Origin of the sequence: Thermoactinomyces sp. DSM 45891 (genome assembly GCF_900119485.1) — a bacterium.
Taxonomy (GTDB): Bacteria; Bacillota; Bacilli; order Thermoactinomycetales; family Thermoactinomycetaceae; genus Baia.
Genome location: NZ_FPJZ01000001.1, coordinates 556,451 through 581,904 on the forward strand (window position 1 = coordinate 556,451; position 25,454 = coordinate 581,904).

General features: G+C 41.5%; 21 protein-coding genes, 1 pseudogene and 1 other annotated feature. Of the genes and pseudogenes, 12 read left to right on the forward strand and 10 right to left on the reverse strand.

Going from position 1 to position 25,454, the window contains the following annotated elements; genetic code table 11:
* Positions 1 to 23: 23 nt before the first annotated feature.
* Positions 24 to 1,370 (reverse strand): glutamyl-tRNA reductase, encoded by a 1,347-nt coding sequence (gene hemA, locus BT147_RS02810; RefSeq protein WP_072330675.1) that lies wholly within the window; start codon positions 1,368 to 1,370, stop codon positions 24 to 26.
* A 356-nt stretch (positions 1,371 to 1,726) separates the two neighbouring features.
* Here hemA and BT147_RS02815 point away from each other — a divergent pair, with 356 nt between their 5' ends.
* A complete protein-coding gene (locus BT147_RS02815) occupies positions 1,727 to 2,197 on the forward strand; it encodes a hypothetical protein (protein ID WP_072330677.1) in 471 nt (156 codons plus the stop codon).
* A gap of 14 nt (positions 2,198 to 2,211) precedes the next feature.
* Positions 2,212 to 2,970, forward strand: coding sequence for a type I methionyl aminopeptidase (gene map / locus BT147_RS02820; RefSeq protein WP_286118952.1), 759 nt, complete (start codon positions 2,212 to 2,214; stop codon positions 2,968 to 2,970).
* Positions 2,971 to 3,023: 53 nt separating this feature from the next.
* On the opposite strand, the gene BT147_RS02825 is transcribed toward map, so the two are convergent.
* The 8 genes from BT147_RS02825 to tig all read right to left on the reverse strand — a co-directional run bounded on the left by BT147_RS02825 (position 3,024) and on the right by tig (position 13,517).
* Positions 3,024 to 4,124 carry a D-alanine--D-alanine ligase gene (locus BT147_RS02825; protein ID WP_072330901.1) on the reverse strand — a complete coding sequence of 367 codons (1,101 nt, stop codon included), beginning with the start codon at positions 4,122 to 4,124 and terminating at the stop codon, positions 3,024 to 3,026.
* A gap of 29 nt (positions 4,125 to 4,153) precedes the next feature.
* Positions 4,154 to 4,774 (reverse strand): ribosome biogenesis GTP-binding protein YihA/YsxC, encoded by a 621-nt coding sequence (gene yihA, locus BT147_RS02830; protein WP_072330678.1) that lies wholly within the window; start codon positions 4,772 to 4,774, stop codon positions 4,154 to 4,156.
* On the reverse strand, positions 4,761 to 7,097 hold the full coding sequence (gene lon / locus BT147_RS02835) for an endopeptidase La (protein WP_072330680.1): 2,337 nt from the start codon (positions 7,095 to 7,097) through the stop codon (positions 4,761 to 4,763). Before lon ends, yihA begins: the two co-directional genes overlap by 14 nt.
* A gap of 138 nt (positions 7,098 to 7,235) precedes the next feature.
* Complete coding sequence (gene lonB / locus BT147_RS02840; protein ID WP_083426311.1) at positions 7,236 to 8,918, reverse strand: ATP-dependent protease LonB; 1,683 nt, start codon at positions 8,916 to 8,918, stop codon at positions 7,236 to 7,238.
* Positions 8,919 to 8,978: 60 nt separating this feature from the next.
* Positions 8,979 to 10,118: a lipid II:glycine glycyltransferase FemX gene (locus BT147_RS02845; protein WP_072330684.1), complete on the reverse strand. Its 1,140-nt coding sequence runs from the start codon at positions 10,116 to 10,118 to the stop codon at positions 8,979 to 8,981.
* A 153-nt stretch (positions 10,119 to 10,271) separates the two neighbouring features.
* Positions 10,272 to 11,540, reverse strand: a complete 1,269-nt coding sequence (gene clpX, locus BT147_RS02850; protein WP_072330686.1) for an ATP-dependent protease ATP-binding subunit ClpX — start codon at positions 11,538 to 11,540, stop codon at positions 10,272 to 10,274.
* Between the two features lie 22 nt (positions 11,541 to 11,562).
* On the reverse strand, positions 11,563 to 12,141 hold the full coding sequence (clpP, locus tag BT147_RS02855) for an ATP-dependent Clp endopeptidase proteolytic subunit ClpP (RefSeq protein ID WP_072330688.1): 579 nt from the start codon (positions 12,139 to 12,141) through the stop codon (positions 11,563 to 11,565).
* Positions 12,142 to 12,224: 83 nt separating this feature from the next.
* Positions 12,225 to 13,517, reverse strand: coding sequence for a trigger factor (gene tig / locus BT147_RS02860; RefSeq protein ID WP_072330690.1), 1,293 nt, complete (start codon positions 13,515 to 13,517; stop codon positions 12,225 to 12,227).
* Between the two features lie 400 nt (positions 13,518 to 13,917).
* Here tig and BT147_RS02865 point away from each other — a divergent pair, with 400 nt between their 5' ends.
* The 5 genes from BT147_RS02865 to BT147_RS02885 all read left to right on the forward strand — a co-directional run bounded on the left by BT147_RS02865 (position 13,918) and on the right by BT147_RS02885 (position 18,717).
* Positions 13,918 to 14,139: a hypothetical protein gene (locus BT147_RS02865; protein WP_072330692.1), complete on the forward strand. Its 222-nt coding sequence runs from the start codon at positions 13,918 to 13,920 to the stop codon at positions 14,137 to 14,139.
* A 119-nt stretch (positions 14,140 to 14,258) separates the two neighbouring features.
* On the forward strand, positions 14,259 to 15,371 hold the full coding sequence (locus BT147_RS02870) for an endospore germination permease (protein WP_177239642.1): 1,113 nt from the start codon (positions 14,259 to 14,261) through the stop codon (positions 15,369 to 15,371).
* Positions 15,372 to 15,377: 6 nt separating this feature from the next.
* Positions 15,378 to 16,907 (forward strand): spore germination protein, encoded by a 1,530-nt coding sequence (locus BT147_RS02875; RefSeq protein ID WP_083426313.1) that lies wholly within the window; start codon positions 15,378 to 15,380, stop codon positions 16,905 to 16,907.
* A complete protein-coding gene (locus tag BT147_RS02880; protein WP_072330696.1) occupies positions 16,904 to 18,043 on the forward strand; it encodes a Ger(x)C family spore germination protein in 1,140 nt (379 codons plus the stop codon). The genes BT147_RS02875 and BT147_RS02880 overlap by 4 nt, the downstream gene beginning before the upstream one ends.
* A 119-nt stretch (positions 18,044 to 18,162) precedes the next feature.
* Entirely contained in the window at positions 18,163 to 18,717 is a 555-nt protein-coding gene (locus tag BT147_RS02885; protein WP_072330698.1) for a hypothetical protein, read from the forward strand.
* A 130-nt stretch (positions 18,718 to 18,847) separates the two neighbouring features.
* Here the strand turns inward: BT147_RS02885 and BT147_RS02890 are convergent, their stop codons facing one another.
* Positions 18,848 to 19,786, reverse strand: a complete 939-nt coding sequence (locus BT147_RS02890) for a pyridoxal-phosphate dependent enzyme (protein ID WP_072330700.1) — start codon at positions 19,784 to 19,786, stop codon at positions 18,848 to 18,850.
* 155 nt (positions 19,787 to 19,941) lie between these two features.
* Between BT147_RS02890 and BT147_RS02895 the strand changes: the two genes are divergently transcribed.
* The 5 genes and pseudogenes from BT147_RS02895 (at position 19,942) to argS (ending at position 25,445) form a co-directional block, all read left to right on the forward strand.
* Complete coding sequence (locus tag BT147_RS02895; RefSeq protein ID WP_072330702.1) at positions 19,942 to 20,289, forward strand: PadR family transcriptional regulator; 348 nt, start codon at positions 19,942 to 19,944, stop codon at positions 20,287 to 20,289.
* Positions 20,282 to 20,947, forward strand: a complete 666-nt coding sequence (locus tag BT147_RS02900; protein WP_072330704.1) for a permease prefix domain 1-containing protein — start codon at positions 20,282 to 20,284, stop codon at positions 20,945 to 20,947. Before BT147_RS02895 ends, BT147_RS02900 begins: the two co-directional genes overlap by 8 nt.
* A 70-nt stretch (positions 20,948 to 21,017) precedes the next feature.
* On the forward strand, positions 21,018 to 21,719 hold the full coding sequence (locus BT147_RS02905) for a TraR/DksA C4-type zinc finger protein (protein WP_072330706.1): 702 nt from the start codon (positions 21,018 to 21,020) through the stop codon (positions 21,717 to 21,719).
* Between the two features lie 198 nt (positions 21,720 to 21,917).
* The gene (locus BT147_RS02910; RefSeq protein ID WP_072330708.1) at positions 21,918 to 23,405 is read left to right on the forward strand and encodes a glycine betaine uptake BCCT transporter; all 1,488 of its coding nucleotides are present in this window, start codon (positions 21,918 to 21,920) and stop codon (positions 23,403 to 23,405) included.
* Between the two features lie 112 nt (positions 23,406 to 23,517).
* Positions 23,518 to 23,726, forward strand: a binding site (T-box leader).
* 40 nt (positions 23,727 to 23,766) lie between these two features.
* Positions 23,767 to 25,445: pseudogene (argS, locus tag BT147_RS02915) on the forward strand (arginine--tRNA ligase).
* The last annotated feature ends 9 nt before the right edge of the window (positions 25,446 to 25,454 follow it).

The window sequence follows — 25,454 nt, forward strand, 5'->3', positions numbered from 1 at the left end:
CCCCTCATCCCCTTTCCTGTCTATCAGGAGATCGAAATCGTTGTTTTGAGAGTCTTCGCTACATCCGTTTCTGCCTTTTTCTCGCATGTATCCCCTGTTTTTTGAAGCTCATTTTCTAATGCAAAGAGATGTACAAACAAGTCTAACGCCTCTTCTTTCTGAGGACTTGCTGCTAGTTCTTTCATTCTCACAATGGGATCCCGTAGCATCTGATTAATAATGCTTTTGGTGTGCTTATTCAGCACTCGACGCTGATGCTCTGTCAACTCAGGAAGCTTCCGTTCAATCCGTAACAAAGCCTCTTCTTGAATAGAAATCGCTTTTTCACGCAAGGCTGTAATGAGTGGAACAACGCCAAGTGTTTGTAACCATTCGTGAAATTTATCACACTCGTGCTGAATCCATTCCAACACTTTTTCAGCTTCTTGATGGCGTAATTTCATATTTGCCTCCACAATACCATGTAAATCATCAATGTCGTAGAGGAAGACTTGATCTAACTCATGAACACTCGGTTCAATATCACGTGGAACCGCGATATCGATGATAAATACAGGAGTGCGCCGATTCTCTAACACAGGCGCGATTAACTCCTTCGTAATGACAGCCTGCTTAGCTCCTGTGGAAGAGACAACGATATCCGCCTCTGCTAAAGAGGGAAGAAGTTGTTCCCACGAACGTGCCTCACCGTGGAACCGACTCGCCAGCTCCTCCGCTTTTGCTAACGTGCGATTAATCACAATTACACGTGCGGCTCCATTGGAAGCAAAATGCTTTGCAGTTAGTTCGGTCATCTTTCCAGCACCTATTAATAAAATCGTCTGATTTTGAAAAGAGGAAAATAATTTTTTACCTAATTCTACTGCTGCATAGCTAACCGAAACTGCATTTTGGCCTATTTCGGTTTCAGAGTGCACTTTCTTGCCAAATGTAACTGCTTGTTTAAAGAGCATATTAAATACCGTACCTGTCGTACCTATCTCTTGAGCTTGTAGAAAAGCTGTTTTCGTTTGACCTAAGATCTGTGTTTCACCAATCACGAGAGAATCTAATCCACACACAACGCGAAATAGATGATGTACAGCCTCTTGATCTTGTTTTATATATAGATGTTCTTGAAATTCTTCTTTCGGTATGCGAAACCAGCTCTCCAAAAACGCCTTGGAGTAGTACTCACCCGTATGAAGTTGATCCACTACTACATATAACTCCATGCGGTTACATGTACTAACGATCACACATTCTAGAATACTTTTCATATCTCGCAAGCTTCTTAAAGCCATAGCAAGACGATCTTCCTGAAAAACGAGTCGCTCTCGTAACTCCACAGAAGCTGTCTTATGACTAAATCCAATTGTCAGTATATGCATGATCTATTTCACCCCAATCTCTACAACTTCCCATTTAACGGAAGAAGAGATCATAAAACCATTCAAAACGTTCATAAAAACCAAGACATATTATAACATACAGCGCTTTAAATCTCTCTTCATTTCCTGTGAACACATTTTGAAGCATAACAACAAGTAGTCTTACAAACCCCTTGCAATAGGGTAGATACCCTCTTTTGCCTTTTTGATATCCATCCTTGCTATCGCTTATTTTTCCAATAAATACTAATTCTATGCAATCTCTGAGCGCGAAGCCTCCTCTTATACTCTAGCAAGTAAAAATTTGTGATAAAATAGGAAAGATAAATTCTAATACTTCAGAGGAGAGTTTTTTCATGCAAAAAAAAGCCATTGGGTTCGTCTTGGTTTTAGCTGGCGGGTTATCACTCGTCATCGAAACGAGAACAGCTACGCTTAACACCTTGATTACATGGCCTTTTCTTTTATTCCTTCTAGGTTCCATCTTGGTATTTATTTCTTTTTTGCAGAAACAATCCCAATTAACTGTAATTGGCGGAATTATTGCTGCAATCGGCTTATCCGTATGGGGATTCCGATATATTCCAAGCTGGCCCAGACATTGGAGCATTTTGATGTTGATGATCGGGGTTGTGGTTTTTTTACAATACATGCAGAATAAGAATAATATGACGCTCATTATTTCCTTGGTCCTATGTTTAGCAGGTTTCTTTGCTAATCCTGTTGTTGCCGATATTTCTCTATTTACGCCGATTGCGCATACACTAAATACATACTGGCCGATACTGATCGTGGGATTGGGACTCACGTTTATCATGAAGAGATAAGGATGTGATTGATATTGAACCAACTCATCAAAATAAAAAATCCTGAGCAAATTGAGCGAATGCGGCGCGCGGGCGTCATACTTGCCTCTTGCCATAGAGAGATTGCTAAATTAATCAAGCCAGGAATTAGCACTTGGGAGATCGATGAATTTGTAGAACAATACCTCGCTGAACACAGTGCTATTCCTGAACAAAAGGGATATATGGGTTACAAATACGCTACCTGCGCATCCATAAACGATGAAGTGTGTCATGGATTTCCACGAAAAGCACAGCTTCTAGAAGGGGACATTGTTACCATTGATATGGTGGTAAACCTTAACGGATGGCTTGCCGACTCGGCTTGGTCCTATGCAGTAGGTAAAATTTCACCGGATGCAAAGCGACTTCTTAAGTTGACAAAGGAATCCCTTTATCAAGGAATTGAAAAAGCACAAATTGGCAATCGAATCGGGGACATCTCCCATGCCATCCAAACATTCGCGGAAGCAAATGGTTTATCTGTAGTACGTCCTTTTATCGGCCATGGAATCGGAAGTAAGATGCACGAGGCACCCGAAGTTCCACACTTTGGTCCTGCTGGAAAAGGCCCCATCATCCAAGAAGGCATGACCTTTACGATTGAACCTATGCTGAATTTAGGGAAACATCATGTACAGCTCATGAGTGATGGCTGGACAGCTAAAACCGTAGATGGTAGTTTATCTGCTCAGTATGAGCACACCCTTGCTATTACGGCTAATGGGCCTATTATTTTAACAGATCAAGGCTAAAGACAAAGGCGATAAAGACGAACGACGTTCATCTTTATCGCCTTTTTATCATTTTAACTTTCCAGACTGGTTATCAAAGATTGCTTCTCATCATAACGCTCAATCGCTAATCGAATCAAACGGTCTATTAACTCTGAGTATGGAAGGCCTGTCTCTTTCCACATCACGGGATACATACTAAATGGTGTAAATCCGGGTAGCGTATTCACCTCGTTGATTAGAATTTTCTCGTTATCTTTCCTCAGGAAGAAATCTACACGAGCTAAACCTGTGCAATCTAACGCTTGGTATGATTTAATCGCCATTTCTCGAACTTGCTTCGTCTGCTCTTGAGTCAGTTTCGCTGGAACCTCCATCGCAGACTTACCATCTACGTACTTTGCTTGATAGTCATAGAAATCGCTAGATGAGATGATTTCGCCTGGGAGAGAGGCTTGCGGATCATCATTTCCAAGAACAGCTACTTCGATTTCACGAGCAGGGATAAACTCTTCGACTAGTACCTTACGGTCATAACGATAAGCCAAATCCATCGCTTGCTCTAATTCGCTACGATGATTTGCTTTCGAGATCCCTACACTCGAACCCAAATTTGCAGGCTTTACAAAACATGGATATCCTAGTTTCTCTTCTACATCATCAAGTACTTCTTCCTTCTGATTAAAGAAGTGAGCACGTAGATAATGTACAAACTCACCTTGCGGCAAACCCGCTGAAGCACAAACCATCTTCGCCATTACCTTATCCATCGCCACCGCTGATGCGAGCACACCTGCTCCTACATAAGGCACATTTGCCATCTCAAACATCCCTTGAATGGTTCCATCTTCTCCGTATGTACCGTGTAAAACGGGAAATACAACATCCACAAACTCACTTGTTAATGCGGGGAGTTGTTTTCCGTTTGTCACATTACTAACAGATGGTAGTTGAGATTGAAGCTGATCCAGTTTCTCAGCACCTAGACTTCCTTCTAGCGCAGGGAACGACTGCGTACCCACTTGCCATTCTCCTTCTTTCGTAATCCCGATAGGCAGAACTTCGTATTTCTCCAGGTCCATCGCCTTCATCACGGAAGCCGCACTGATCAACGACACCTCGTGTTCTCCAGATTTACCGCCGTAGATGACAGCAACACGTAGCTTCTTCTGCATCATTCCCCAGCCTTTCTGATAGCCTTCATTTATCTATCTGCACCATCTACACCCTCAACCGAACCATCATCCACACGCCGCATGATCTCTCCCCAAAGCTCGTCCCTTCCCACCTTCGTCTCCGAAGAGAAAAGAATAACCGGATCACTTGGCAAAACATGTAACGTTTGCTTAACCACTTTTAAATGCCTTTGCCAATGCCCCTTCGTAATCTTATCTGCTTTCGTCGCAACGATGATCACTGGTATATTATGATGCTTTAAAAATCGATACATCGAGACATCATCTTGCGATGGGGCATGGCGCAAATCAACGATCTGGATGACCGATCGTAGCGGCTCCCGGTTCGTGAAATAAGCCTCCAACATTCGTCCCCACGCGGCACGTTGTACCTTGGAAACTTTTGCATATCCATAGCCAGGTACATCTGCAAACATCACCTTATTATTCACAGAGAAAAAGTTAATCGTTTGTGTTTTTCCTGGCCTCGAGCTGGTATGAGCCAGTTTCTTTCGATTAATCATGGCATTAATCAGAGATGATTTGCCCACGTTGGAACGCCCAGCCAGAGCAATTTCTGGCAGGGCGTCTTCTGGATATTGACTTAATTTAACTCCACTTGTTATAAAATTAACTTCAGTTATCTTCATTAGGATCCCTCACAAGCGCGATTTCCAACACTTCATCCATGTGTGAAACCGCAGTAAACGTTAAACCCTTCTTAACGCTCTCTGGTATTTCGGCAATATCTTTTTCATTATCTTTAGGAATGACGATATGGGTAATTCCTGCTCGGTGTGCACCTAAGGCCTTCTCTTTTAAACCACCAATCGGTAGCACCCGACCACGTAAGGTTACTTCACCCGTCATTGCTACAAATCGTGACACAGGGATGTTGGTTAATGCGGACACCAAAGCAGTCGCCATCGTAATCCCAGCAGACGGACCGTCTTTGGGAATCGCTCCTTCAGGCACATGGATATGGATATCATTTTTCTCATGAAAATCAGCTTCCACACCTAGCTCGCTCGACCGTGAGCGGATGTAGCTAAATGCAGCTTGAGCGGACTCTTTCATCACATCACCTAATTGACCAGTCAGAGTGAGACGACCTTTTCCGGGGAACAAAGAAACCTCTACTGCTAATGTGTCTCCGCCTACTTCTGTCCACGCAAGACCCGTTACCACTCCAACTTGGTTCGTATCCTCTGCTCGCCCGAAGCGGAACTTCTCTGTTCCCAAATACTGTTCTAAGTTTTTGGGTGTAACGATCACTTTTTTCTTCTCACCTGCTACAAGTTGCTTCGCAGCCTTACGACAAAGCGTACCCACTGTCCGCTCTAAACTACGTACACCGGCTTCTCTCGTATAATTACGAATCAGTTTTAGAATCGTATCACCATGGAGCTGCATCTTCTCCCTAGATAGTCCGTGTTCTTTCAATTGCTTTGGATACAAATATTTTTTTGCTATTTGTTCCTTTTCTACTTCCGTGTAGCCCGATATAGTGAGAAGCTCCATCCGATCTAATAAAGGCCTGGGAATAGTGCTGATCGAATTGGCAGTTGTGATAAACATGACTTTTGATAAGTCATAAGGAACTTCCAAATAGTGATCACTAAAAGTAGAATTTTGGTTTGGATCAAGAACCTCCAATAAAGCGGCTCCTGGGTCTCCACGGAAGTCCATGGCCATCTTATCAATTTCATCCAGGAGAAACACAGGGTTGCTCGAACCTGCAGTCTTCATCCCTTGAATGATCCTGCCCGGCATTGCTCCTACATAGGTGCGACGATGTCCACGGATCTCAGCTTCGTCGCGAACTCCTCCTAAGGAAATACGGACAAATTTGCGATCTAGAGCTCTCGCTACGGATCTAGCAAGTGATGTTTTCCCTACCCCAGGTGGTCCAACTAGACAAAGAATCGGCCCCTTCATCTCATTTACCATCTTCTGAACAGCTAGGTACTCTAAAACACGTTCCTTCACTTTTTCTAATCCATAATGATCTTCATCTAACACTTTTTCTGCTTTTAACAAATCCAAATCATCTTCTGTGAATGAATTCCACGGGACGTCTAATAACCATTCGATATAAGTGCGGATCACACCGCCTTCTGCAGAAGAAGTAGGAACTTTTTCAAGCCGATCTAATTCCTTCTCCACTTTTTCTAAAACGTCAGGAGGAAGATCGACTTCTTCCATCTGGTCACGAAGCCCTTCAATCTCCCCAGCGCGGCCCTCTTTTTCACCTAACTCTTTCTGGATGGCTTTCATCTGCTCACGGAGATAGTATTCTTTTTGCGTTTTCTCCATTTGACGTTTTACGCGACTACTTATTTTCTTCTCTAATTCCAGAACTTCTTTTTCATTATGAAGGAACCCAAGTAATTTCTCTAAACGAGCTTTTACATTGGCTTCTTGTAAAATTTCTTGTTTATCAGCCATTCGAATCGGAAGATGCGAAGCAACCAGATCAGCCAAGCGGCCTGGTTCTTCAATATCCGACACAACCGAATGGGTCTCAGCGGATATTTTCTTTGTTAAACGTAAGTATTGTTCAAAATAATCGAGCACCGATCTCATGAGAGCCTGTAAATCCACACTCTCTTCTACCTCGTCTTTTACAGTGATGACAGATGCCTCTAAATACTCATCTCCATCTTCGAAGCTCATGAGGCGAGCCCGTTCTAATCCCTCAACTAACACACGAATGGTACCATTGGGTAGCTTTAACATCTGTCTAACTTTGGCAACCGTACCAATATCATAAAGATCCTCACGAGTAGGGTCCTCTAATTGAGCATCTTTTTGGGTAATAAGGAGGATTTGACTATCTTCCACCATAGCCTGCTCTAAAGCTTGGATTGATTTCTCCCTTCCCACATCCAAATGAATTACCATACTTGGATATACAAGTAATCCCCGGAGTGGTAGAAGCGGCAGGTTACGTTCCTCTTCTTTTCCAGCCATAAATGCACCTCCACTTGCTGTCTGTACAAGGAACCAAACTTTGTACGATTTTATCCTATTCGATTTCTTTTGTCTATGACAAAGCAAAAGCCGGTACTCGCAAGTATTTCTTAGCACCGACTTTATACCCCATTGATTCTAAAAGGCAGACGTTGTCCAAACCCCTTGAGAATTGGGCAGAATCAAGGGTTCTGTTTTTTCTTGAGCAGCAGGCACAAGTGCATGCTGGAATACCTCTTCTAAGAGTTGGACAGGGATTACCTCAACCCCTTCCATATTCTCTAAAATATCCTGCATATTCTCCAAAGGAATGATTACTTTTTTCGCCCCTGCATGCATCGCTGCCTCTACCTTCGCAATCACACCGCCAATCGGTTTTACCTTCCCATGAATGGAGATCTCTCCTGTCATGGCTACTTCATTACTAATAGGAATTTCCTTTATGGCCGAGTATATGGCAGTTGCGATGGTAATACCTGCCGATGGCCCATCAATAGGCGTTCCACCTGGAAAGTTAATATGGAGGTGATATTCATCCGGATTAACATCTGTACCTCGTAAAACCGTAATCACATTCTCCACAGATCCCCGAGCCATACTTTTACGCCTTATCGTTCTTCCGCCACCGCCCATTTCCTCTTCATCCACTACACCCGTAATTTGAAGAGAGCCCTTTTCCCCCAGAGCTACTGGAGTTGAGGTAACTTCTACTTCTAGAGTCAACCCCATATTCGGTCCATGTACCGCAAGACCCGTCGCAAGACCCACTTTTGAACTTTCGGGCATCCGACCATCTGGGCGTGGACTTAATTGACTACTGTGAACGACCCACTCCACATCCGCTTTTGTTATCATACCACGTCCTTCTGTCATCGCGACACTAACTGCTGTTTGCACCAGATTGACAGCATCACGACCGTTCATGGCATAACGAGTAATAACATGAACGGCATCTGGATGATATGAGAAGTGAACACGTTCTAATGCTTGAGTTGCCACCCTTTCAATCTCACCTGCGAGCAGAGGTCGGAAAAATATTTCCACACAACGAGAGCGAATCGCAGCCGGAATCTCTTGTGGGGTACGAGTTGTTGCACCAATTAATCGAAAATCAGCTGGCAGTCCATTTTGAAAGATATCATGAATATGACTCGGCGTGTTAGAATCTTCTGAGCTATAGTATGCACTCTCTAAAAACACCTTGCGATCTTCTAACACCTTTAATAGCTTATTCATCTGAACAGGATGAAGCTCCCCGATCTCATCAATAAACAACAGTCCACCATGTGCCTTGGTTACAGCACCCGGTTTAGGCTGAGGAATCCCCGCCATTCCCATGGCTCCTGCGCCTTGATAAATCGGATCATGAACACTGCCGATGAGTGGATCCGCAATTCCTCTCTCATCGAAACGGGCGGTTGTTGCATCAATCTCAACAAATTTAGATTGTTCTCCAAAAGGGGAGCAGGCGATTCCCTTCGCTGCTTCCAATATCACACGGGCGGCAGCCGTCTTTCCTACCCCTGGGGGGCCATAAATAATAACATGTTGGGGATTCGGTCCACAAATAGCCGCTTTTAGTGCTTTTACTCCATCTGTTTGCCCCACAATCTCTTCCAAATTAGCAGGTCTTGTTTTCTCTGCTAGAGGAACCGTAAGCTTCATTCTACGTAACTTTGACAGCTTCTCCAGTTCCTTTCGCGACTCACGATCAACCGCACTTTTACTCGTTTGCTGATTCCGTAACAAGTTCCAAAAGTAAACACCAATAATAATCGAAAAGACAATTTGTAATACCATCAACAAAGCAGTAAAACTCATACTCGTCCATTCCTTCCCTATTTGCATATAGCTAGTATGACCGTGGAAGGAAAGGGATATTTACCTTTTTTTCATATACATATCAAAAGCCCAGTGAAGCATTGGAATTACTGGATAATCCCACTCACCCATCAGCTCACATACGTCACCTGCATAGCCTAATCGGAAACGTAACATTTCAAATAGAGGATCTTTATCGTTGAGCGTCGTGCTAACCCCGCGGAAATCATACATTTGATCGCCTCGCTCATAGCTATCTGCAATCATCTTCCAACGTAATAAATAACTAGCTGGATGATCTGATTTACCTAACTTAGCACTGTATAACTCTTCCGTATGACCCTTTACATGAATTGCTAAACAGGCGGCCAATAATTGTTTGTCTTGAACTGCCAGATACAAGCGAATACGTTCTGGTCCCTCTTGCCTCAGCGTTCGAAACATTTTTTCGAAGTATGTACTTTCCCTTGCTTGCGTTTGTTCTTGTTGTGCAGTATGTGCCAAAAGGTGATAAAAATCATCAAAATCTTGCTCCGTTCCAATCCGTACTTCTACCCCCTCCCACTCAGCTTGGTTAATCTTTTTCTGCCAAATGGGATCAAATTCAGAAAACAGGTCGTCCAATGATTTGCCAGACAGCCGCAAACGAAATACATACTGCGGTTGAACCGAATCAAAACTATCCACCACAGCATTTTGGTGCCATCCCATTTCACTTAGCTCTTGTTGGATAAATTCAACACTGTTAAAAGTGGTATCTGAAACCAAGTCTGTAAGTCGCTTATTTTTTATGCCATGAGTTTGGTACTCGAATATTCCTTCTTTAATGGAATGACTTGACCAGGTTCGCTTAATCAAAGGAGGGTCCATCTTCACACTAAAAACATGCCGATTTTTTAAATGGGCAAATAAAGGAGTGAACCAATCCTCTAACTTATAATCCTGTGAGAACCAATCAATGAGTGGCCCGCGAGGTATGTATGCTAAATACTTATTGATTCCAGGAACTTTACGATACAAAACAACAGTAGCGCCTACCATGTGCGCGTCTTGCGAATACCATCCTAACAATTCGCTGGACCATCTCATCTCTGTCTTTAAATCAGCCCATGACGGGTACTGCAAAAAGTTTCGATATGGATGTCTATCTGCAAACGTCACAAATCGCTTCCGATCGACTAACGAAATCTTTAATAACACGAGGTACCGTCCTTTCAAAGAATAGTAACTTTTATAGATTCATTTGCCAAATTAGTGAACTATATTTATTTATGTAAACTATTTTAACATAAATAAAAAGAAAGATGTCAGAAAGAAAGCACCCACCCAGAGGTAGATGCTTTTCATCACTTATTATGCACTTTCTTCTTTCTTCTTGCTAGACTTCCCATCCTTAAGTGTGTATAAGGTAGGTTTTGTCTTATTGATAACCGTCTCTTTGGTGATGGTACACTTCTCAACATCCTCACGAGACGGTAATTCGAACATCACATCAAGCATGATCGACTCAATGATAGCTCGAAGACCCCGCGCACCTGTTTTCCGCTTAATCGCTTCTTCCGCGATCGCTTGAAGTGCATCTTGATCAAACTCTAATTTCACCTGATCCAGCTCTAGTAACTTCGAATACTGCTTCACTAAAGCATTTTTAGGCTCTGTTAAAATTTGAACCAAAGCACCCTCGTCTAACGGCTCTAAGGTAGAGATCATGGGCAAGCGACCTACAAACTCAGGAATGAGTCCGAACTTTAGCAGATCCTCCGGAAGGGATAAACGCAAGTATTCGCCTGGCTTCAAATCTTCTACTTTCTCTTGATCTGTTCCAAAGCCAATTACTTTCTTCCCGATCCGACGTTTAATAATCTGCTCTAAGCCATCAAAAGCACCACCACAAATAAATAATACATTGCTTGTATCAATCTGGATGAACTCCTGATGAGGATGCTTCCGGCCTCCTTGAGGAGGTACGCTAGCAACTGTACCTTCTAAAATTTTCAAAAGTGCCTGCTGAACACCTTCACCTGATACATCTCGTGTAATAGAAGGATTCTCAGACTTACGAGCCACTTTATCAATCTCATCTATGTAGATAATACCCCGTTCTGCCTTCTCCACATCATAATCGGCAGCCTGAATTAACTTGAGCAAGATATTTTCCACATCTTCCCCAACATATCCCGCTTCCGTAAGTGAAGTTGCATCCGCAATCGCAAAAGGCACATTGAGAATACGAGCCAATGTTTGAGCTAGCAAGGTTTTGCCGCTTCCTGTAGGTCCGATCATCAAAATGTTACTCTTCGATAGCTCTACATCATCTGACTTCTGAGAACTATTTACTCGCTTGTAATGGTTATAAACCGCTACAGAGAGAGCTTTTTTCGCTTGATCTTGCCCAATTACGTATTGATCTAGAATCTCACGAATTTCTAGGGGCTTAGGAAGATTCTTCAGGTCAACTTCTTCTTCACTTCCAAGCTCTTCCTCTACGATCTCATTGCAAAGTTCGATACACTCGTCGCAGATATAAACACCTGGACCTGCTACCAGCTTACGCACTTGATCTTGAGATTTCCCACAAAAGGAACACTTTAACTGTCCTTTTTCTTCGTTAAACTTAAACATCCAGATCACCCCTTTCTGATGATTACCGGGTGATTACCTCGTCTACCAAGCCATATTCTTTGGCTTCCCTAGCATCCATGAAGTAATCGCGGTCGGTATCCCGTGCGATTCGTTCGATTGGTTGTCCGGTTTGAACCGACAAGATCTGGTTAATTTGCCTCCGTGACCGCATAATCCAGTCTGCATGAATCTTTATGTCTGAAGCTTGACCACGCGCTCCACCAAGAGGCTGATGAATCATGACTTCACTATTCGGGAGAGCAAAACGTTTTCCCTTCGCCCCGGCTGTGAGAAGAAATGCACCCATACTTGCCGCGAGTCCAATGCACATAGTAGATACATCGGGCTTGATGAAGTTCATTGTGTCAAAAATTGCCATTCCAGCGGTTATCGAACCACCAGGAGAGTTTATGTACAAATGAATGTCTTTGTCTGGATCTTCTGCTGCTAAAAATAGGAGTTGAGCTACTACCAGATTTGATACATCGTCGTCAATCTCCGTACCCAAAAAGACAATTCGATCTTTGAGGAGACGAGAGTATATGTCATAAGAACGTTCACCACGGTTCGATTGCTCTACAACCATCGGTACGACAGGCACAGTGTCCACCTCTCTTATATGTATTCTTATTTAGAAAACAAGGCACGTATGCACCGCGCCTTGTTTTTCTCTCCCTAACTCCATTATGCCGTAACTTTGCTGTTCAATACAAGTAGGTCCACAGCTTTCTTCAAACGCAACTGTGAGCGAACTTGTTCGATGCTACCTTGAGCTTCTAAAAGTGTACGGATTTCTGCTGCATCACGCTTCATTTCTTCCGCCATGATTGCAATCTCTTGATCGATATCTTCTTCACTTACTTCGACATTCTCCGCTTTTGCTACTGCTTCTACAACGAGATCAGCACGCACTTTCTTCTCAGCATCCGCTTTAAATTGCTCTTTCAACGTCTCTACTGATTGTCCAGTGAACTGAGTGTAAAGCTCCAAATTCAACCCTTGATAGGAAAGATTTTGTTCGAAGTTACGAAGCATTTGTTCCACTTCACCATCAACCATAACAGATGGAACTTCTACTTCTGCTTTTTCAGAAGCTAAGTCTACTACAGAAGTACGGATATAGTTTTCTTTATCCTTCTCCGCACGCTCCGCCATGTTTTTCTCTACATCTGCTTGTAGTTCAGCAAGTGTTTCGAAGTCGCTTACATCTTGTGCAAAGTCATCATCAAGTGCTGGTAAGTTTTGGCGTTTGATTTCGTGTAGTTTCACACGGAAAGTAGCCGCTTTTCCAGCTAAATCAACAGCATGGTACTCTTCTGGGAACGTAACTTCAACATCTTTTTCCTCGCCTACACTCATGCCCACAACTTGATCTTCGAATCCTGGGATGAAAGAGTTTGAACCGATATCAAGAGAGTACTGCTCTCCTTTACCGCCTTCGAAAGCAACACCATCTACAAAACCTTCAAAATCAATGACAGTACGGTCTCCTTGTCCTACAGAGCCTTCTTCAACTGGCTCCCAAACCGCTTGTTGTTTTTGCATACGAGTCAATTCTTCTGATATAGCTTCTGCTTTTACAGAGAAGTCTTTTTCTGCTATTTCAAGACCTTTATAGTCTCCTAGCTTTACTTCTGGTTTCACAACAACGGTTGCTTTAAAGATAAGAACTTGGCCTTGTTCCAATTGTTCGATATCCACTTCTGGACGATCTACTGGTTCAATTCCTGTTTCTGCTACTGCTGCTTCATATGCTTCTGGCAATAAAATATCAAGAGCATCTTGATAGAGAGATTCTACACCAAAACGTTGTTCGAAAATGGCACGAGGTACCTTTCCCTTACGGAATCCAGGTACATTTACTTTCTTTACTACTTTTTTAAAAGCTTGGTCAAGACCTTCTGCAACCTTTGTAGAATCTACTTCTACTGTAAGCACTACCTTATTGGCTTCTACTTTTTCAAAACTTGCTTTCATTATTAGCAACCTCCTGCAATCTATTAAGTAAGGAATCACTTTTTCCTTGGCATGCCGCTTCTGTATGCAACGCAACCACTATATTATATGGCACGAGAGCCCTTTTTTGCAACAGAATCTGATGGCCATCCCCTTACTCTCTCATAGTGAATCTATTCTACTACAGAAACTAAGCCCTGAGAAGGCAGAGTAACAGATGGTTTCTTAGTCGAATTTCGAAAAATTTTCACTCTGAAACCTTTAACTTAGTAGTATAATGAATGTATATGAACTAAGTAGATAATTTAGTTGAAAAGGAGTAATTTCTATCAAACGCACATCTAACAAACCCACATCTAACTTTGAAACAGTAGATCTAGAGCTCACTCTTCTACAAGATGAGCCTGAGGAGGAGATGGTGATGAAGCCCAATCAATCCGTAGAACTTCTATCCAAGGGTGATACAAAAGAGAAGATCCATGAAAAGATTAAGCATGCCTTAGCTCTCATCGATCAAAGCTTTGGAACAAGTGTACAATTATATGTAAAAGATGAAACAGGAAACAAGGATCTAATGAAACAATTACTTTACATTGAGCAAGAGCTACGTGACATTCAAAAATTAGTAGATGAACCAAAATAAGACCATACATACACAAAACCTTCGTTCGGCAAATCCGAAAGCGAAGGTTTTTTTACATATAAATAAAATTTACCATTTTAACAAATGATAAGGGCATCATCAATTAGGAGATGTCACACATGAATCATACAAAATCCATTTCTATCATTCATATTTCCATGATCGGTATGGTTGCAATCGGATTCAAAAGTCATGTCCTTGTAATCCCACCCCTTATTCAAACAGCAGGCAGAGACTCCTGGATGACTCCTATCATTATCCTGATTGTCGCCTTACTATGGGCCCCTCTATTAATTTATATAAATAAAAAAACGCAAGAGGAGAACCAATCGTTGATCCTTTGGCTTAGAGATCATATCGGAAAAACTCCTACCTACATTATTTCGTTCCTGATTCTTCTAGAATGTACAGCCATTGTTTCTTTTGCTTTAAACGATACGATTGTTTGGACTAGTATATCCTACCTTCCGTCCACACCTAAATATTTTATTACCGTGATACTAGCTAGTACCGCCTTTTACTTAGCTCTCAAGGGCCTCCGAACTCTGGCTATCGTTAATTTTGTGTTGATCTTTGCCATTGTCGCATTTGGCTTTTTTGCCGGTATTAGTAATCTACAAGTAAAAAACTACTCATTACTTCTGCCTTTTTTAGAAAATGGCATGAAACCTGTTATACAAGGGTCCATCTATCCAGCTTCTGGCATAGTCGAAATGGTTATCTTTATTCTGCTTCAACACAAGGTCAAAAAACCCTTAAAATACAAACATCTTGCTTGGAATATCCTCATCTTGTCCTCCTTAGCACTAGGCCCTCTTCTGGGAGCCATTATTGAATTTGGTCCGAAAGAAGCCGCACGACAACGCTATCCAGCATTTGAGGAATGGGGACTTGTTCAGCTTTCTGAATTCGTCGGGCATCTTGATTTTTTATCTATTTATCAGTGGCTATCAGGGGCGTTTATCCGAATCTCATTATATTTAATCATCATTGGCGAGCTTTTCCCATTGCAGAAAAAAGCTACAAGAAAATATATCATGCTTGGTATCATCACACTCTCTACTATTTTAGTTTGTATAGGGGCAAGCGATACCATATTTTATAAATGGGAAAAAATCTTGTTTTTACCACTTACAGCCTATATATTTTCCTCCATCTCTATCATATTGGCCATATGTGTGTGGTTTGGTAGTAAAAAGTCTAAGAAAAAAGCGAACAAAGCGCAGGGGTGATTTCGTATGAAATTTAGCCTTAGAAAAAAGAAAATGAAAAATAAAGCCCTTAGCGATGAATTAACGTACTCCCATCCAAAACAGGAGCCCCTAAATGAAGGCATTTTACGTAATTTGTTTCAAAAATGCCCCGATGTTTACTTTCAAGAATACCAATCTGGGGATCCAGTCCAGCGAGTTCTATTCATCTTTTGTTCAGGCATGGTCGATCAAGATACAATGAATCGTCTACTGCAAGACCGCATCCATCAATTTTTAGATGCCCTAGATCCTTGCGATGAAATGACGTACTCCCTTATACAAGAACAGTTACACCTACCGAATGTTCAAGAAGTCCATCTTGCAAATGAAGTCATATCTGATGTATTTTCTGGAAAAACACTCATCTACTTTGAAAATACAGGTTACCTTGTTTCGACCAATCTATCTAAGCGACCGCAACGAACCCCCGAAGAAAGCAAGATGGAAGTTACGATTAAGGGGCCCCGTGATAACTTTATTGAAGATCTCACGACCAATATCTCACTCATTCGCAAACGCCTCAAAACAAATTCGATGTGTGTCGAATTTTTCGAGGTTGGAAGACGTAGTAAAACAACCATTTCTCTTCTATACATGGATGATATCGCTAATCCAGACTTACTCGAAAAAGCCCGAAAAAAAATCGAAGCAATCGACATTGATGCCATATATGGTGGAAACCAGCTCATGGAGTTAATCGAAGAAAATGGGAACCTCTTCCCCCTGCATAACTACACAGGTAGACCTGACTTTGTCGTTCAATCTCTTTTGAGCGGGAGAATTACAATTCTTCTCGATGGGGTTGCGTATGCCATCATTATTCCTTCTAATATCTTATTACAGTTAAAGGCGGCAGAGGATAGTGAATACACAGCAATCTACAGCTCCTTAGCAAGATTTCTTCGATTTATAGGGGTCTTCATAGCCACGCTCCTCCCGGCATTTTGGGTGGCTGTTACTGGATTCCATCAAAATCAAATCCCTTTTGCTCTATTGACTACCGTTATTGAATCGCGAATGGGCGTTCCTTTACCGATCCCTCTAGAAGCTCTCTTGATGTTAGTTCTGTTTGAACTATTTCGAGAGGCCGGCTTACGACTTCCGATTGCGATTGGTCAAACATTAAGTGTAGTAGGTGGACTCATCATCGGGGATGCCGCTATTCAAGCAGGGCTAACAAGTCCGGTAACAGTCGTGGTCATTGCCGTTTCCACTATTGCTACCTTTACCCTTGTTAATCAGTCCATCATCGGTGCGATCAGTATTCTGCGCTTCCTGTCTCTCATCTTGGCATCCATTTTCGGTCTATTTGGCTTTTGTCTCTCGTTCTTCTTCATTTTGATTTACTTAGCCAGTCTACATACGTTTGGCTACCCTTATTTGGAAATTGCTACTAGAGCGAGCTTTTCCCATTTCATGAAATCGTTATTCCGTCTCCCTACCAATAGATACATTAGTCGTCCACAGGAATTTCATCCCAAAGACCCGACAAGAAAAGGAAGCGACAAAGGATGAAAAAGAAATTATGGCTCACAATAGTCCTCCTCTTACTGTTCCCACTAACGATTACGGGTTGTTGGGATCTGAATGAACCTGAACAAATGGTGTATGCAAATGGACTCGGTGTTGATTTTAAAGATGGTGTTTATACAGTCTACTCTCAACTGTTTGATCTCGGAACATCTGGAAAATCTGAACAAGGCCGCCCCACCAGCCCTCACGGGGAAATCATCTGGGGGGAGGGACGGGATGTGGATGAAGCCGTTTTTAATGTCTATAAATCAAGTGATCGAAAAATATTTTGGGGTCATCTCTCTTTTGTCATTATGACAGAAGCGGCTATCAAGAATGGAGGGCAACAGCAGATTTTAGATATGTTGGATCGTTTCGTAGAAATTCGCTACCACCTTTGGTTTTATGTTAGCCATGCACCGCTTAGGGACCTTCTCGTAGCATCTAACTATCCATCTAGTTTAGATAATCCTAAAACGATCTTCGAGCAGGGTTCATTTGTGAAACCCGTTACGATGAGAGAAGTGATTATTAAACTAGATGAACCTGGGCATGAAGCAGTTATCCCAACCGTTAGTATTACACCTAATCGGATTGAAGAGAAAGAAGAAGTTACATCGGGTATCCGCCTTCACGGAGTTACTATCATCACCAATCATGCGTATAAAGGATTCTTAACAGAGTCGGAAGGAGTTGGCCTTAGATGGTTAACAGATAAAACAAAACGTGGACAAATTTCCATACACAAAGATGGAAAACCAGCCGCATCCATTATCGTCCAAAAGTTGAACACTGATATTGTTCCATCGGTTCAAGGAAATAAGGTCCAATTTGATATTAAAATCAAGGGATCTGCTGTTGTAAGTGCACTCTATCAAAAAATAGATCTCGCGTTTCTAAATAAAGAGATCTCTAAAAAGATAGAAGAAGAAGTAATGCTTACCTACAATGAATCGATCAAGCAAGATACAGATATTTATCGACTTTCTGAAAAACTGTATCGATCAGATGTAAAATCATGGAAAAGAATTGCACGGAATGGAAAAGTCCCCCTAAACAAAGATTCGATTCATTCTATGAGGGCAGATGTCGATCTTCGTTACACCAATCAGTTGCACTTGGTACCTTCGATTGAATAGAACACCTACCTCGCCTGATGGATTATCACTCCATCAGGCATTTCTATTTTGAATACCCACACTTCTGATAACCTATCTTCATATCTTATAGAGAATACATGTTATAGGGGGTTTATGATTTGAAAACAAAGAAAAAGTCACCATCGTATCAAATCGCCCTTTCCCCTCCTTGGATAACTTTCGCTAACCTTGTTCAAAATACAGTAGGGGCAGATCCAAATGTCCGAGTTCGTAATCTACGCGCTAATGGATCGAACTATACCTTACCTATTGTCGTTCGTAACTTAGGAAGAGCAAGGGCTATCGCTACTCTTATCCAAAATAATGTGCAATTTGGAGGGACTACCGTAACCATCCAGATTCAAACAAACAACGGACAAACAGTAACACCAAATAGTACTATTGCCATCACCCCTCAACAAATCGCACGTCTGTATCGACGAGCTTTTTCTACAAACAATCTCTTCTCCCTTGTCCGAGTTCGCTCCATTACACCTCCATTAGGTCCTGTTGCTGTCTTTCCTATTTTTGAACCAGAAATAGTCCAATTTCCCAATGACGATTTATCCGATTACTACAATAACTATAACAATGTAGCCGCTTTTGCTTTCCAAGCTGTGCTACTTAATACAATCAACAACATCTCCATTAACTTCTCTACCGCCGAATCGTAAAAAGATCGTCCATCTAAAAATAAAAAGACGAACTCCTGTGATATGATATGACCCCAAAAGGTAGCCTACCTAGGGGAATATCCATTCATTTAGAGAGTACGTCTTTTTTATATTGGTTCCATTCCTACTCTTATAATTCCACATTCCCACCACTGAGAATGACCCCAATACAACTTCCTTTCTCAATTTGAAATTTGCGGAACATAACAGCCGCTAGAGCAACTGCACTTGATGGCTCAATTACGATCTTTAAGCGAACCATTGCAAATCGCATGGCAACTTCAATCTCTTCTTCCGATACTGTCACCACTTCGTGAACCATTTGCTGGATAATCGGAAAATTCCTCTCCCCTACCTGCTGGGTTCTCAGTCCATCTGCGATCGTATCCGGCGGATCAATTCGAACTCTTTCCCCTTGCAGTATCGATCTCCTTACATCATCAGCTCCTTCAGGCTCCACACCATAAATCTTCACACGTGGATTCATGCCTTTTCCTGCAAGAGCTGTTCCCGATATAAGCCCTCCTCCCCCTACTGGAGTAACCAAATGCTCCAGAAATGGATGCTCTTGCATCAACTCATATGCCGCTGTTCCAGCGCCTGCAATAATATCAGGATGATCAAACGGTGGAATAATGGCCATTCCGTGTTCCTCCGAATACCTAGCGGCAATCATTTCTCGACTTTCCTTATGTCGATCATAAAAAAGTACATTCCCTCCATAATTTTGCACAGCCTCAATCTTTACCTCTGGGGTATCATCTGGCATCACAATGGTGGCTTGTACATCCAGGATCTTACATGCAAGAGCTAGTCCTTGGGCATGATTCCCTGAAGAAAACGCAATTACACCCCGCTTTCTTTCCTCCTCTGACAATTTACTTAACGCATTATAAGCACCCCGAAATTTAAAAGCTCCACCCCGTTGGAAATTTTCACATTTTAAATAGACTTGTTGCCTAGACAATTCATTTAGAACTCTAGAAGTTAATACTGGTGTACGATTTGCTACTCCACGGAGTCGTTCGACCGCATCAATAATGTCGTGGAATATGATCGCCTTATTCATTCGACCCGCTCCTTTGGTAGATTTATTTATTATTTTATCTGAACTGAATCGAAAGGGGAATGAATTTATATTCATCTTATCTAAACTTGGATAGGAAAATTACTTTGACAGACATATATATGTGTGTTACATTTTATATTGTGAGGTGAATAACTATGGGTAAAACAATATCAACGGATCTGATTCGAGGTCATACAAGTACCATCATTTTAAATGTATTACAACAAGGGGATAGCTACGGTTATGAGATTTACCAAAAGATCATCCAACTTAGTCATCAGCAGTACGAACTAAAGGAAGCAACATTATACTCCGCCTTTCGCAGACTCGAACAGGACGGATATATCAGCTCCTATTGGGGAGATGAAACACAAGGCGGCAGACGGAAGTATTACCGAATTACAGACTCTGGTAATGATTTTTATAAACAAAGTAAAGATGAGTGGAATATAGCCAAAGAGATATTAAACCAACTCATTGAAGGAGTAATCGACCATGAATAAAAATAAAACGCTCGATAGTCAGATCCAAATCTATCTAAATCGTCAATTTGAAGGGATTAAAGAGACACAACATCTTTTCGATACAAAAGAAGAGTTGTTTATGAACTTAAAAGAACGCTCAATGGATTTAATCAAAAATGGAAAAGATGAAGAGGAAGCATTTAGAGATGCGATCGCTTCCATGGGGAATTTAAGCAGTTTAGCTGAAGAGCTACGCCAATATGGAGAAGACCCAGTAAAACAATCCATTCATTCTAGGGCACAAGAAAGAATCTCCACCATGGGAATCATCATAGGCGTACTATTGACGATTTTTGGTATGTTTAACTCTGTCATTGTGTTTTTTATGCACCGTCCTCCCAATGTCGTAGTTGGCTCTGGCTTTTTGTTCATCATGCTCGGTACCGCGCTCATCACTTACAGCATGCTCACCAGAGAAACTCGATCTCGCTTTGCGATGCATAAGATTCGCGCGCTACTCTATACAGTAGCCATCAGCACCATTTTATTCGGCTTCTTTTCATCCGCTTTTAGCTACTTCAGCACTGGAAAGGTGTATGTTGCCATTGCTGCTTGCATGGTATTTGTACTAATTGGATTAGGACTATATCTATACCTTATGCTTACCGAAAAAAGTCGTCTGAAAGAAAATAAATAAGGTTGATTACATGCTTTTGCCTTCCTTCGCACATTCTAATCCTAACAAGTGTGAGGGAAGGTTTTTGAATATGATAAACAACCAACAAAAAAAACAACTTCAAGGGCTTCTAGAACAAGAACAGTTAGAATTACAAAAACGATTTGAGGAACATGGACACTACGGATTAGAAAATTCAATGAATGAATCAGTAGGCGAATTATCCGGTTATGACAACCACCCAGCTGATTTAGGCTCAGAACTATTTGAGCGTTCCAAAGACTTAGGACTACATGATATGGACGAGCACCATTTACATGATATACAAGATGCCTTATCACGCCTAAAATCTGGGGATTACGGTCAGTGCACCGTATGTCATCAAGAGATTCCATTTGAACGACTAGAAGCCGTTCCATGGACCAAGTATTGTATCGAACACCAGCCTGAGCAACATTCCTCTATTCGTCGACCTGTCGAAGAACAAGTATTACACTCCCCCGAGCACACATTCTTAGACAAGCCCGACTATAACGCCTTTGACGGAGAGGATGCATGGCAAGCCGTCGAACAATACGGTACATCCAATCCCCCCGATTTCTTTCGAGACGGAGAAGATTACAACAGTCTATATATAGATCAAGATGAACCACGCGGCTATGTCGATTTAGTCGAAGCAGTCGCAATTACCGATATCACGGGACACGTAACCGGATTTGCCGAGATCACTCACAACGATGCATATCGTCAGTTAGAGCAAGAAGAATCTGGCTATGATGACGAATGGATGTAGATACCTACACCACGGGAAAAATGCTATCTTCTCACCGTGAAGAATAGCGTTTTTTATTTTATATTCGGTCCAATGTTGGCATCTTAGTAATTAGTTTCGTTATAATAAGCTTTGTACATTAAAAATGCGAAGAAGGGATAGGAGAAACTTTTTATACGATACGCACCTAATGTACAATCCATTAAGAAAGGGAGAATTATGAAAAAATTTACGACTGTATTCATGGTATCTGTCACAATAGCCTTTTTATTTATCTTGTGGGGTGCTTTCTATCCTGTACACTTGACTACATACACATCAGCCATTCAAAAATATTTACAAGAAGACTTTGGATGGTTTTACCTTTTATCAGCCACTCTGTTTCTTGTTTTCTCCTTTTATTTGATTTTTAGTCCATATGGAAAAATCAAACTAGGAAAAGATACGGATCAACCAGAGTATAGTACCCTTAGTTGGTTTGCTATGCTATTTAGTGCAGGCATGGGGATTGGACTTGTATTTTGGGGTGTAGCTGAACCACTTTCACATTACCATAATCCTGTTGTAGGAGATCCTCAAACTGCTGAAGCAGGAAGGCTAGCTATGCGGTCTTCTTTTTTTCACTGGGGACTGCATCCATGGGGGATTTATAGCGTATTAGCACTCGCACTTGCTTATTTTCAATTCCGAAAGAATGCCCCTGGCCTGATCAGTTATATCTTCTATCCTTTGCTCAAAGAAAAAGTAAATGGGCCAATCGGTAAGACTATTGATATTATCGCCATATTCGCAACGGTTTTTGGAGTAGCTACTTCACTAGGATTTGGAGCTGTACAAATTAGTGCAGGGCTCTCTTATCTAACGAATATTAGTAACAACTTCACTTCTCAACTAGTGATTATTGTAGTTGTAACTCTTTTGTTTTTAGTGTCTGCAGCAACCGGTCTTAGTAAAGGGATTCAGTATTTAAGTAATTCAAATATCATCTTAGCAGTATTATTGCTTTTATTACTCTTATTTGTCGGACCAACTAAATTTATCATGAATATATTTGTAACAACGATAGGTAACTACATTCAAAGCCTTCCCGCAATGAGCTTAAATATGGCTCCATTTTTCCCAAAAACAAATGAGTGGATACAAGGATGGACGGTATTTTATTGGGCATGGTGGATTGCTTGGGCTCCTTTTGTTGGGACCTTTATTGCTCGTGTGTCAAAGGGGAGGACAATTAGAGAGTTTGTGATAGGAGTTCTTTTAGTCCCTACTCTTTTTGGTGCTTTATGGTTTTCTGTATTTGGTGGCTCAGGCCTACATCTAGAGCTTGCAAAGGACTTTTCTCTGTTTAACATTATGAGCGATCAAGGCACGGAAATTGCACTATTTGCCATGCTACAGCAGTATCCAATGGGCGGGATATTATCAGTATTAGCTATTTTCTTGATTGCGACATTCTTCATTACCTCAGCTGATTCAGCAACATTTGTATTAGGGATGCAATCAAGTAATGGCTCTCTCAATCCATCTAACTATATGAAAGTTACTTGGGGACTCATTATTTCTGCTTCTGCAGCAATTCTGCTGTTCTCGGGGGGATTAAATGCTCTACAAACTGCTTCAATCATTGTATCGTTTCCGTTTATATTCATTCTGTTTGGTATCATATTTTCTCTAGTTCTTGCTCTTCGCAAGGAGAAATTAAAATAGATAAGTATCTAGTAAATGATCCGATAAGACAATGCTATTTTTTGAGTATGGCCCCTACACTCCTTTACTTCCCTATTGGTATCCGATAAGATGCTATATAAAATTTGATACTGTTAAATCAATGACTGAGAGAGTAGATAAAGGGATTGTTTTTCAGCAAGCTAGGGACGCTGCAAGCCTAGTAAACACCTTTCATTGAACCGCACTCATGAGTTGTTACGTTGAACTACAGTAGGCGTATCCGGAAATGATCCCGTTATCGATAAGAGTGGCAATCTTATTTGCAACTGGAGTGGTACCACGGGAAAACTCGTCTCCTTTATGGAGATGGGTTTTTTCTTTATTTTAGGGAGGAATTGAGATGGAGATTAAAAAGATGGTCGTTCAAGCACTTGAACAAACATTAAAAGATCATGTCACTAACACCGAACTCACAGTAGAAAAGCCTAAAAATCTTGACTTTGGCGATTATGCAATCCCTTGTTTTAACTTGGCTAAATCATGTAAGAGATCTCCACAGGATATCGCACAGAAGATAGCTCCATCTATTCATCATTCTCTTTTTTCGAAGGTTACAGCCGTAGGTCCGTACATCAACGTTTTTCTGGATAAGACATACATCAGCAAAGAAATCATCCATCAAATCATCACATTGAAGGGAGCATTTGGCACTAATTCGGATGGACAAGGAAGTAACGTAACCATCGATCTATCTGCGCCCAATATCGCAAAACCATTTTCAATGGGGCACCTTCGTTCTACCGTCATTGGTAATGCCATTGCAAATCTGGCAGAAAAGAACGGCTATACCCCTATCCGTATCAATCATTTAGGAGATTGGGGGACTCAATTCGGAAAATTAATCGTTGCTTATCTAAAATGGGGTAGCGAAGAGCTCGTAAAAAAACAGCCTATTTCAGAACTCCTAAGCCTTTACATAAAATTTCATGATGAAGCTGAAAGGCATCCTGAGTTAGTCGATGAGGGTCGTCGTACCTTCAAAATGCTCGAAGATGGTGATCCACAAACTCGTCACCTCTGGAACTGGTTTCGGGAGGAATCCTTAAACGAGTTCTTTCGAATCTACGATCTACTAGGAGTCTCATTTGACCATATACAAGGAGAAGCATTTTATAACGATAAAATGGATGAAGTGATCGAAATCCTTGATAAAAAGGGCTTCTTGAATTAAGCGAAGGTGCACTTGTTGTCAAGCTAGATGAATACGATTATCCGCCTTGTCTCATTCAAAAATCAGATGGAGCCACCATCTACACCACTCGGGATCTTGCCACTGCTCTATTCCGGAAACGAAAATTTGACTTTGTTCGGTCCTTATATGTCGTTGGAAGTGAACAATCCCTACATTTTAAGCAAGTAAAGCTAGCACTTCGTAAAGCTGGTTTCACATGGGAGAATGAAATGGTTCATATCCCTTTTGGGATGATGTTACAAGATGGCAAGAAAATGTCTACCCGAAAAGGAAGAGTTGTGTTATTAGAAGAAGTTTTAGATGAAGCAATCGATCTCGCACATCAAATGATTAGCGAAAAAAATCCTACCCTCAAAAACAAAGACGAGGTAGCCAAGCAAATCGGGATCGGATCCGTTATCTTCCAAGACTTGAAAAACTTCCGAACCAACGATGTTGATTTCTCATTTGAACAGATGCTTAATTTCGATGGAGAAACAGGGCCATATTTGCAATACACCCATGCCCGTTGTCACTCGTTGTTGCGTAAAGCTGGAAACTTCACTCCCGAATCAGGTTACTCACTCACTGAACAAGAAGCATGGTACATCATCACGCATCTCACTCGTTTTGATGAAGTAGTGAAACAGGCTTGGGAAGATTATGATCCATCGAAAATAGCTCGGTATGCTTTGGATCTAGCCCGTCATTTTAATAGCTACTATGCAAAAGTACGAATTCTAGACTCAGAAGACAGGGAGGCTCGTTTGAGCCTAGTGTATGCTGTAGCAACTGTGGTTGAGGAATGCTTGAGAATCTTAGGTATAAAGGCTCCAAAAGCAATGTAATAAAAGGGG

Excerpts from the sequence above, each read along its gene's own strand:
- lon (WP_072330680.1), bottom strand. The coding sequence starts at position 7,097 with ATGGCTGGAAAAGAAGAGGAACGTAACCTGCCGCTTCTACCACTCCGG.
- BT147_RS02880 (WP_072330696.1), top strand. The coding sequence starts at position 16,904 with ATGAAAAAGAAATTATGGCTCACAATAGTCCTCCTCTTACTGTTCCCA.
- BT147_RS02865 (WP_072330692.1), top strand. The coding sequence starts at position 13,918 with ATGAAGCCCAATCAATCCGTAGAACTTCTATCCAAGGGTGATACAAAA.
- BT147_RS02815 (WP_072330677.1), top strand. The coding sequence starts at position 1,727 with ATGCAAAAAAAAGCCATTGGGTTCGTCTTGGTTTTAGCTGGCGGGTTA.
- yihA (WP_072330678.1), bottom strand. The coding sequence starts at position 4,774 with ATGAAGATAACTGAAGTTAATTTTATAACAAGTGGAGTTAAATTAAGT.
- clpX (WP_072330686.1), bottom strand. The coding sequence starts at position 11,540 with ATGTTTAAGTTTAACGAAGAAAAAGGACAGTTAAAGTGTTCCTTTTGT.
- BT147_RS02875 (WP_083426313.1), top strand. The coding sequence starts at position 15,378 with ATGAAATTTAGCCTTAGAAAAAAGAAAATGAAAAATAAAGCCCTTAGC.
- BT147_RS02895 (WP_072330702.1), top strand. The coding sequence starts at position 19,942 with ATGGGTAAAACAATATCAACGGATCTGATTCGAGGTCATACAAGTACC.
- BT147_RS02825 (WP_072330901.1), bottom strand. The coding sequence starts at position 4,124 with ATGCAGAAGAAGCTACGTGTTGCTGTCATCTACGGCGGTAAATCTGGA.
- tig (WP_072330690.1), bottom strand. The coding sequence starts at position 13,517 with ATGAAAGCAAGTTTTGAAAAAGTAGAAGCCAATAAGGTAGTGCTTACA.
- lonB (WP_083426311.1), bottom strand. The coding sequence starts at position 8,918 with ATGAGTTTTACTGCTTTGTTGATGGTATTACAAATTGTCTTTTCGATT.
- BT147_RS02900 (WP_072330704.1), top strand. The coding sequence starts at position 20,282 with ATGAATAAAAATAAAACGCTCGATAGTCAGATCCAAATCTATCTAAAT.
- BT147_RS02890 (WP_072330700.1), bottom strand. The coding sequence starts at position 19,786 with ATGAATAAGGCGATCATATTCCACGACATTATTGATGCGGTCGAACGA.
- BT147_RS02905 (WP_072330706.1), top strand. The coding sequence starts at position 21,018 with ATGATAAACAACCAACAAAAAAAACAACTTCAAGGGCTTCTAGAACAA.
- BT147_RS02870 (WP_177239642.1), top strand. The coding sequence starts at position 14,259 with ATGAATCATACAAAATCCATTTCTATCATTCATATTTCCATGATCGGT.
- BT147_RS02910 (WP_072330708.1), top strand. The coding sequence starts at position 21,918 with ATGAAAAAATTTACGACTGTATTCATGGTATCTGTCACAATAGCCTTT.
- hemA (WP_072330675.1), bottom strand. The coding sequence starts at position 1,370 with ATGCATATACTGACAATTGGATTTAGTCATAAGACAGCTTCTGTGGAG.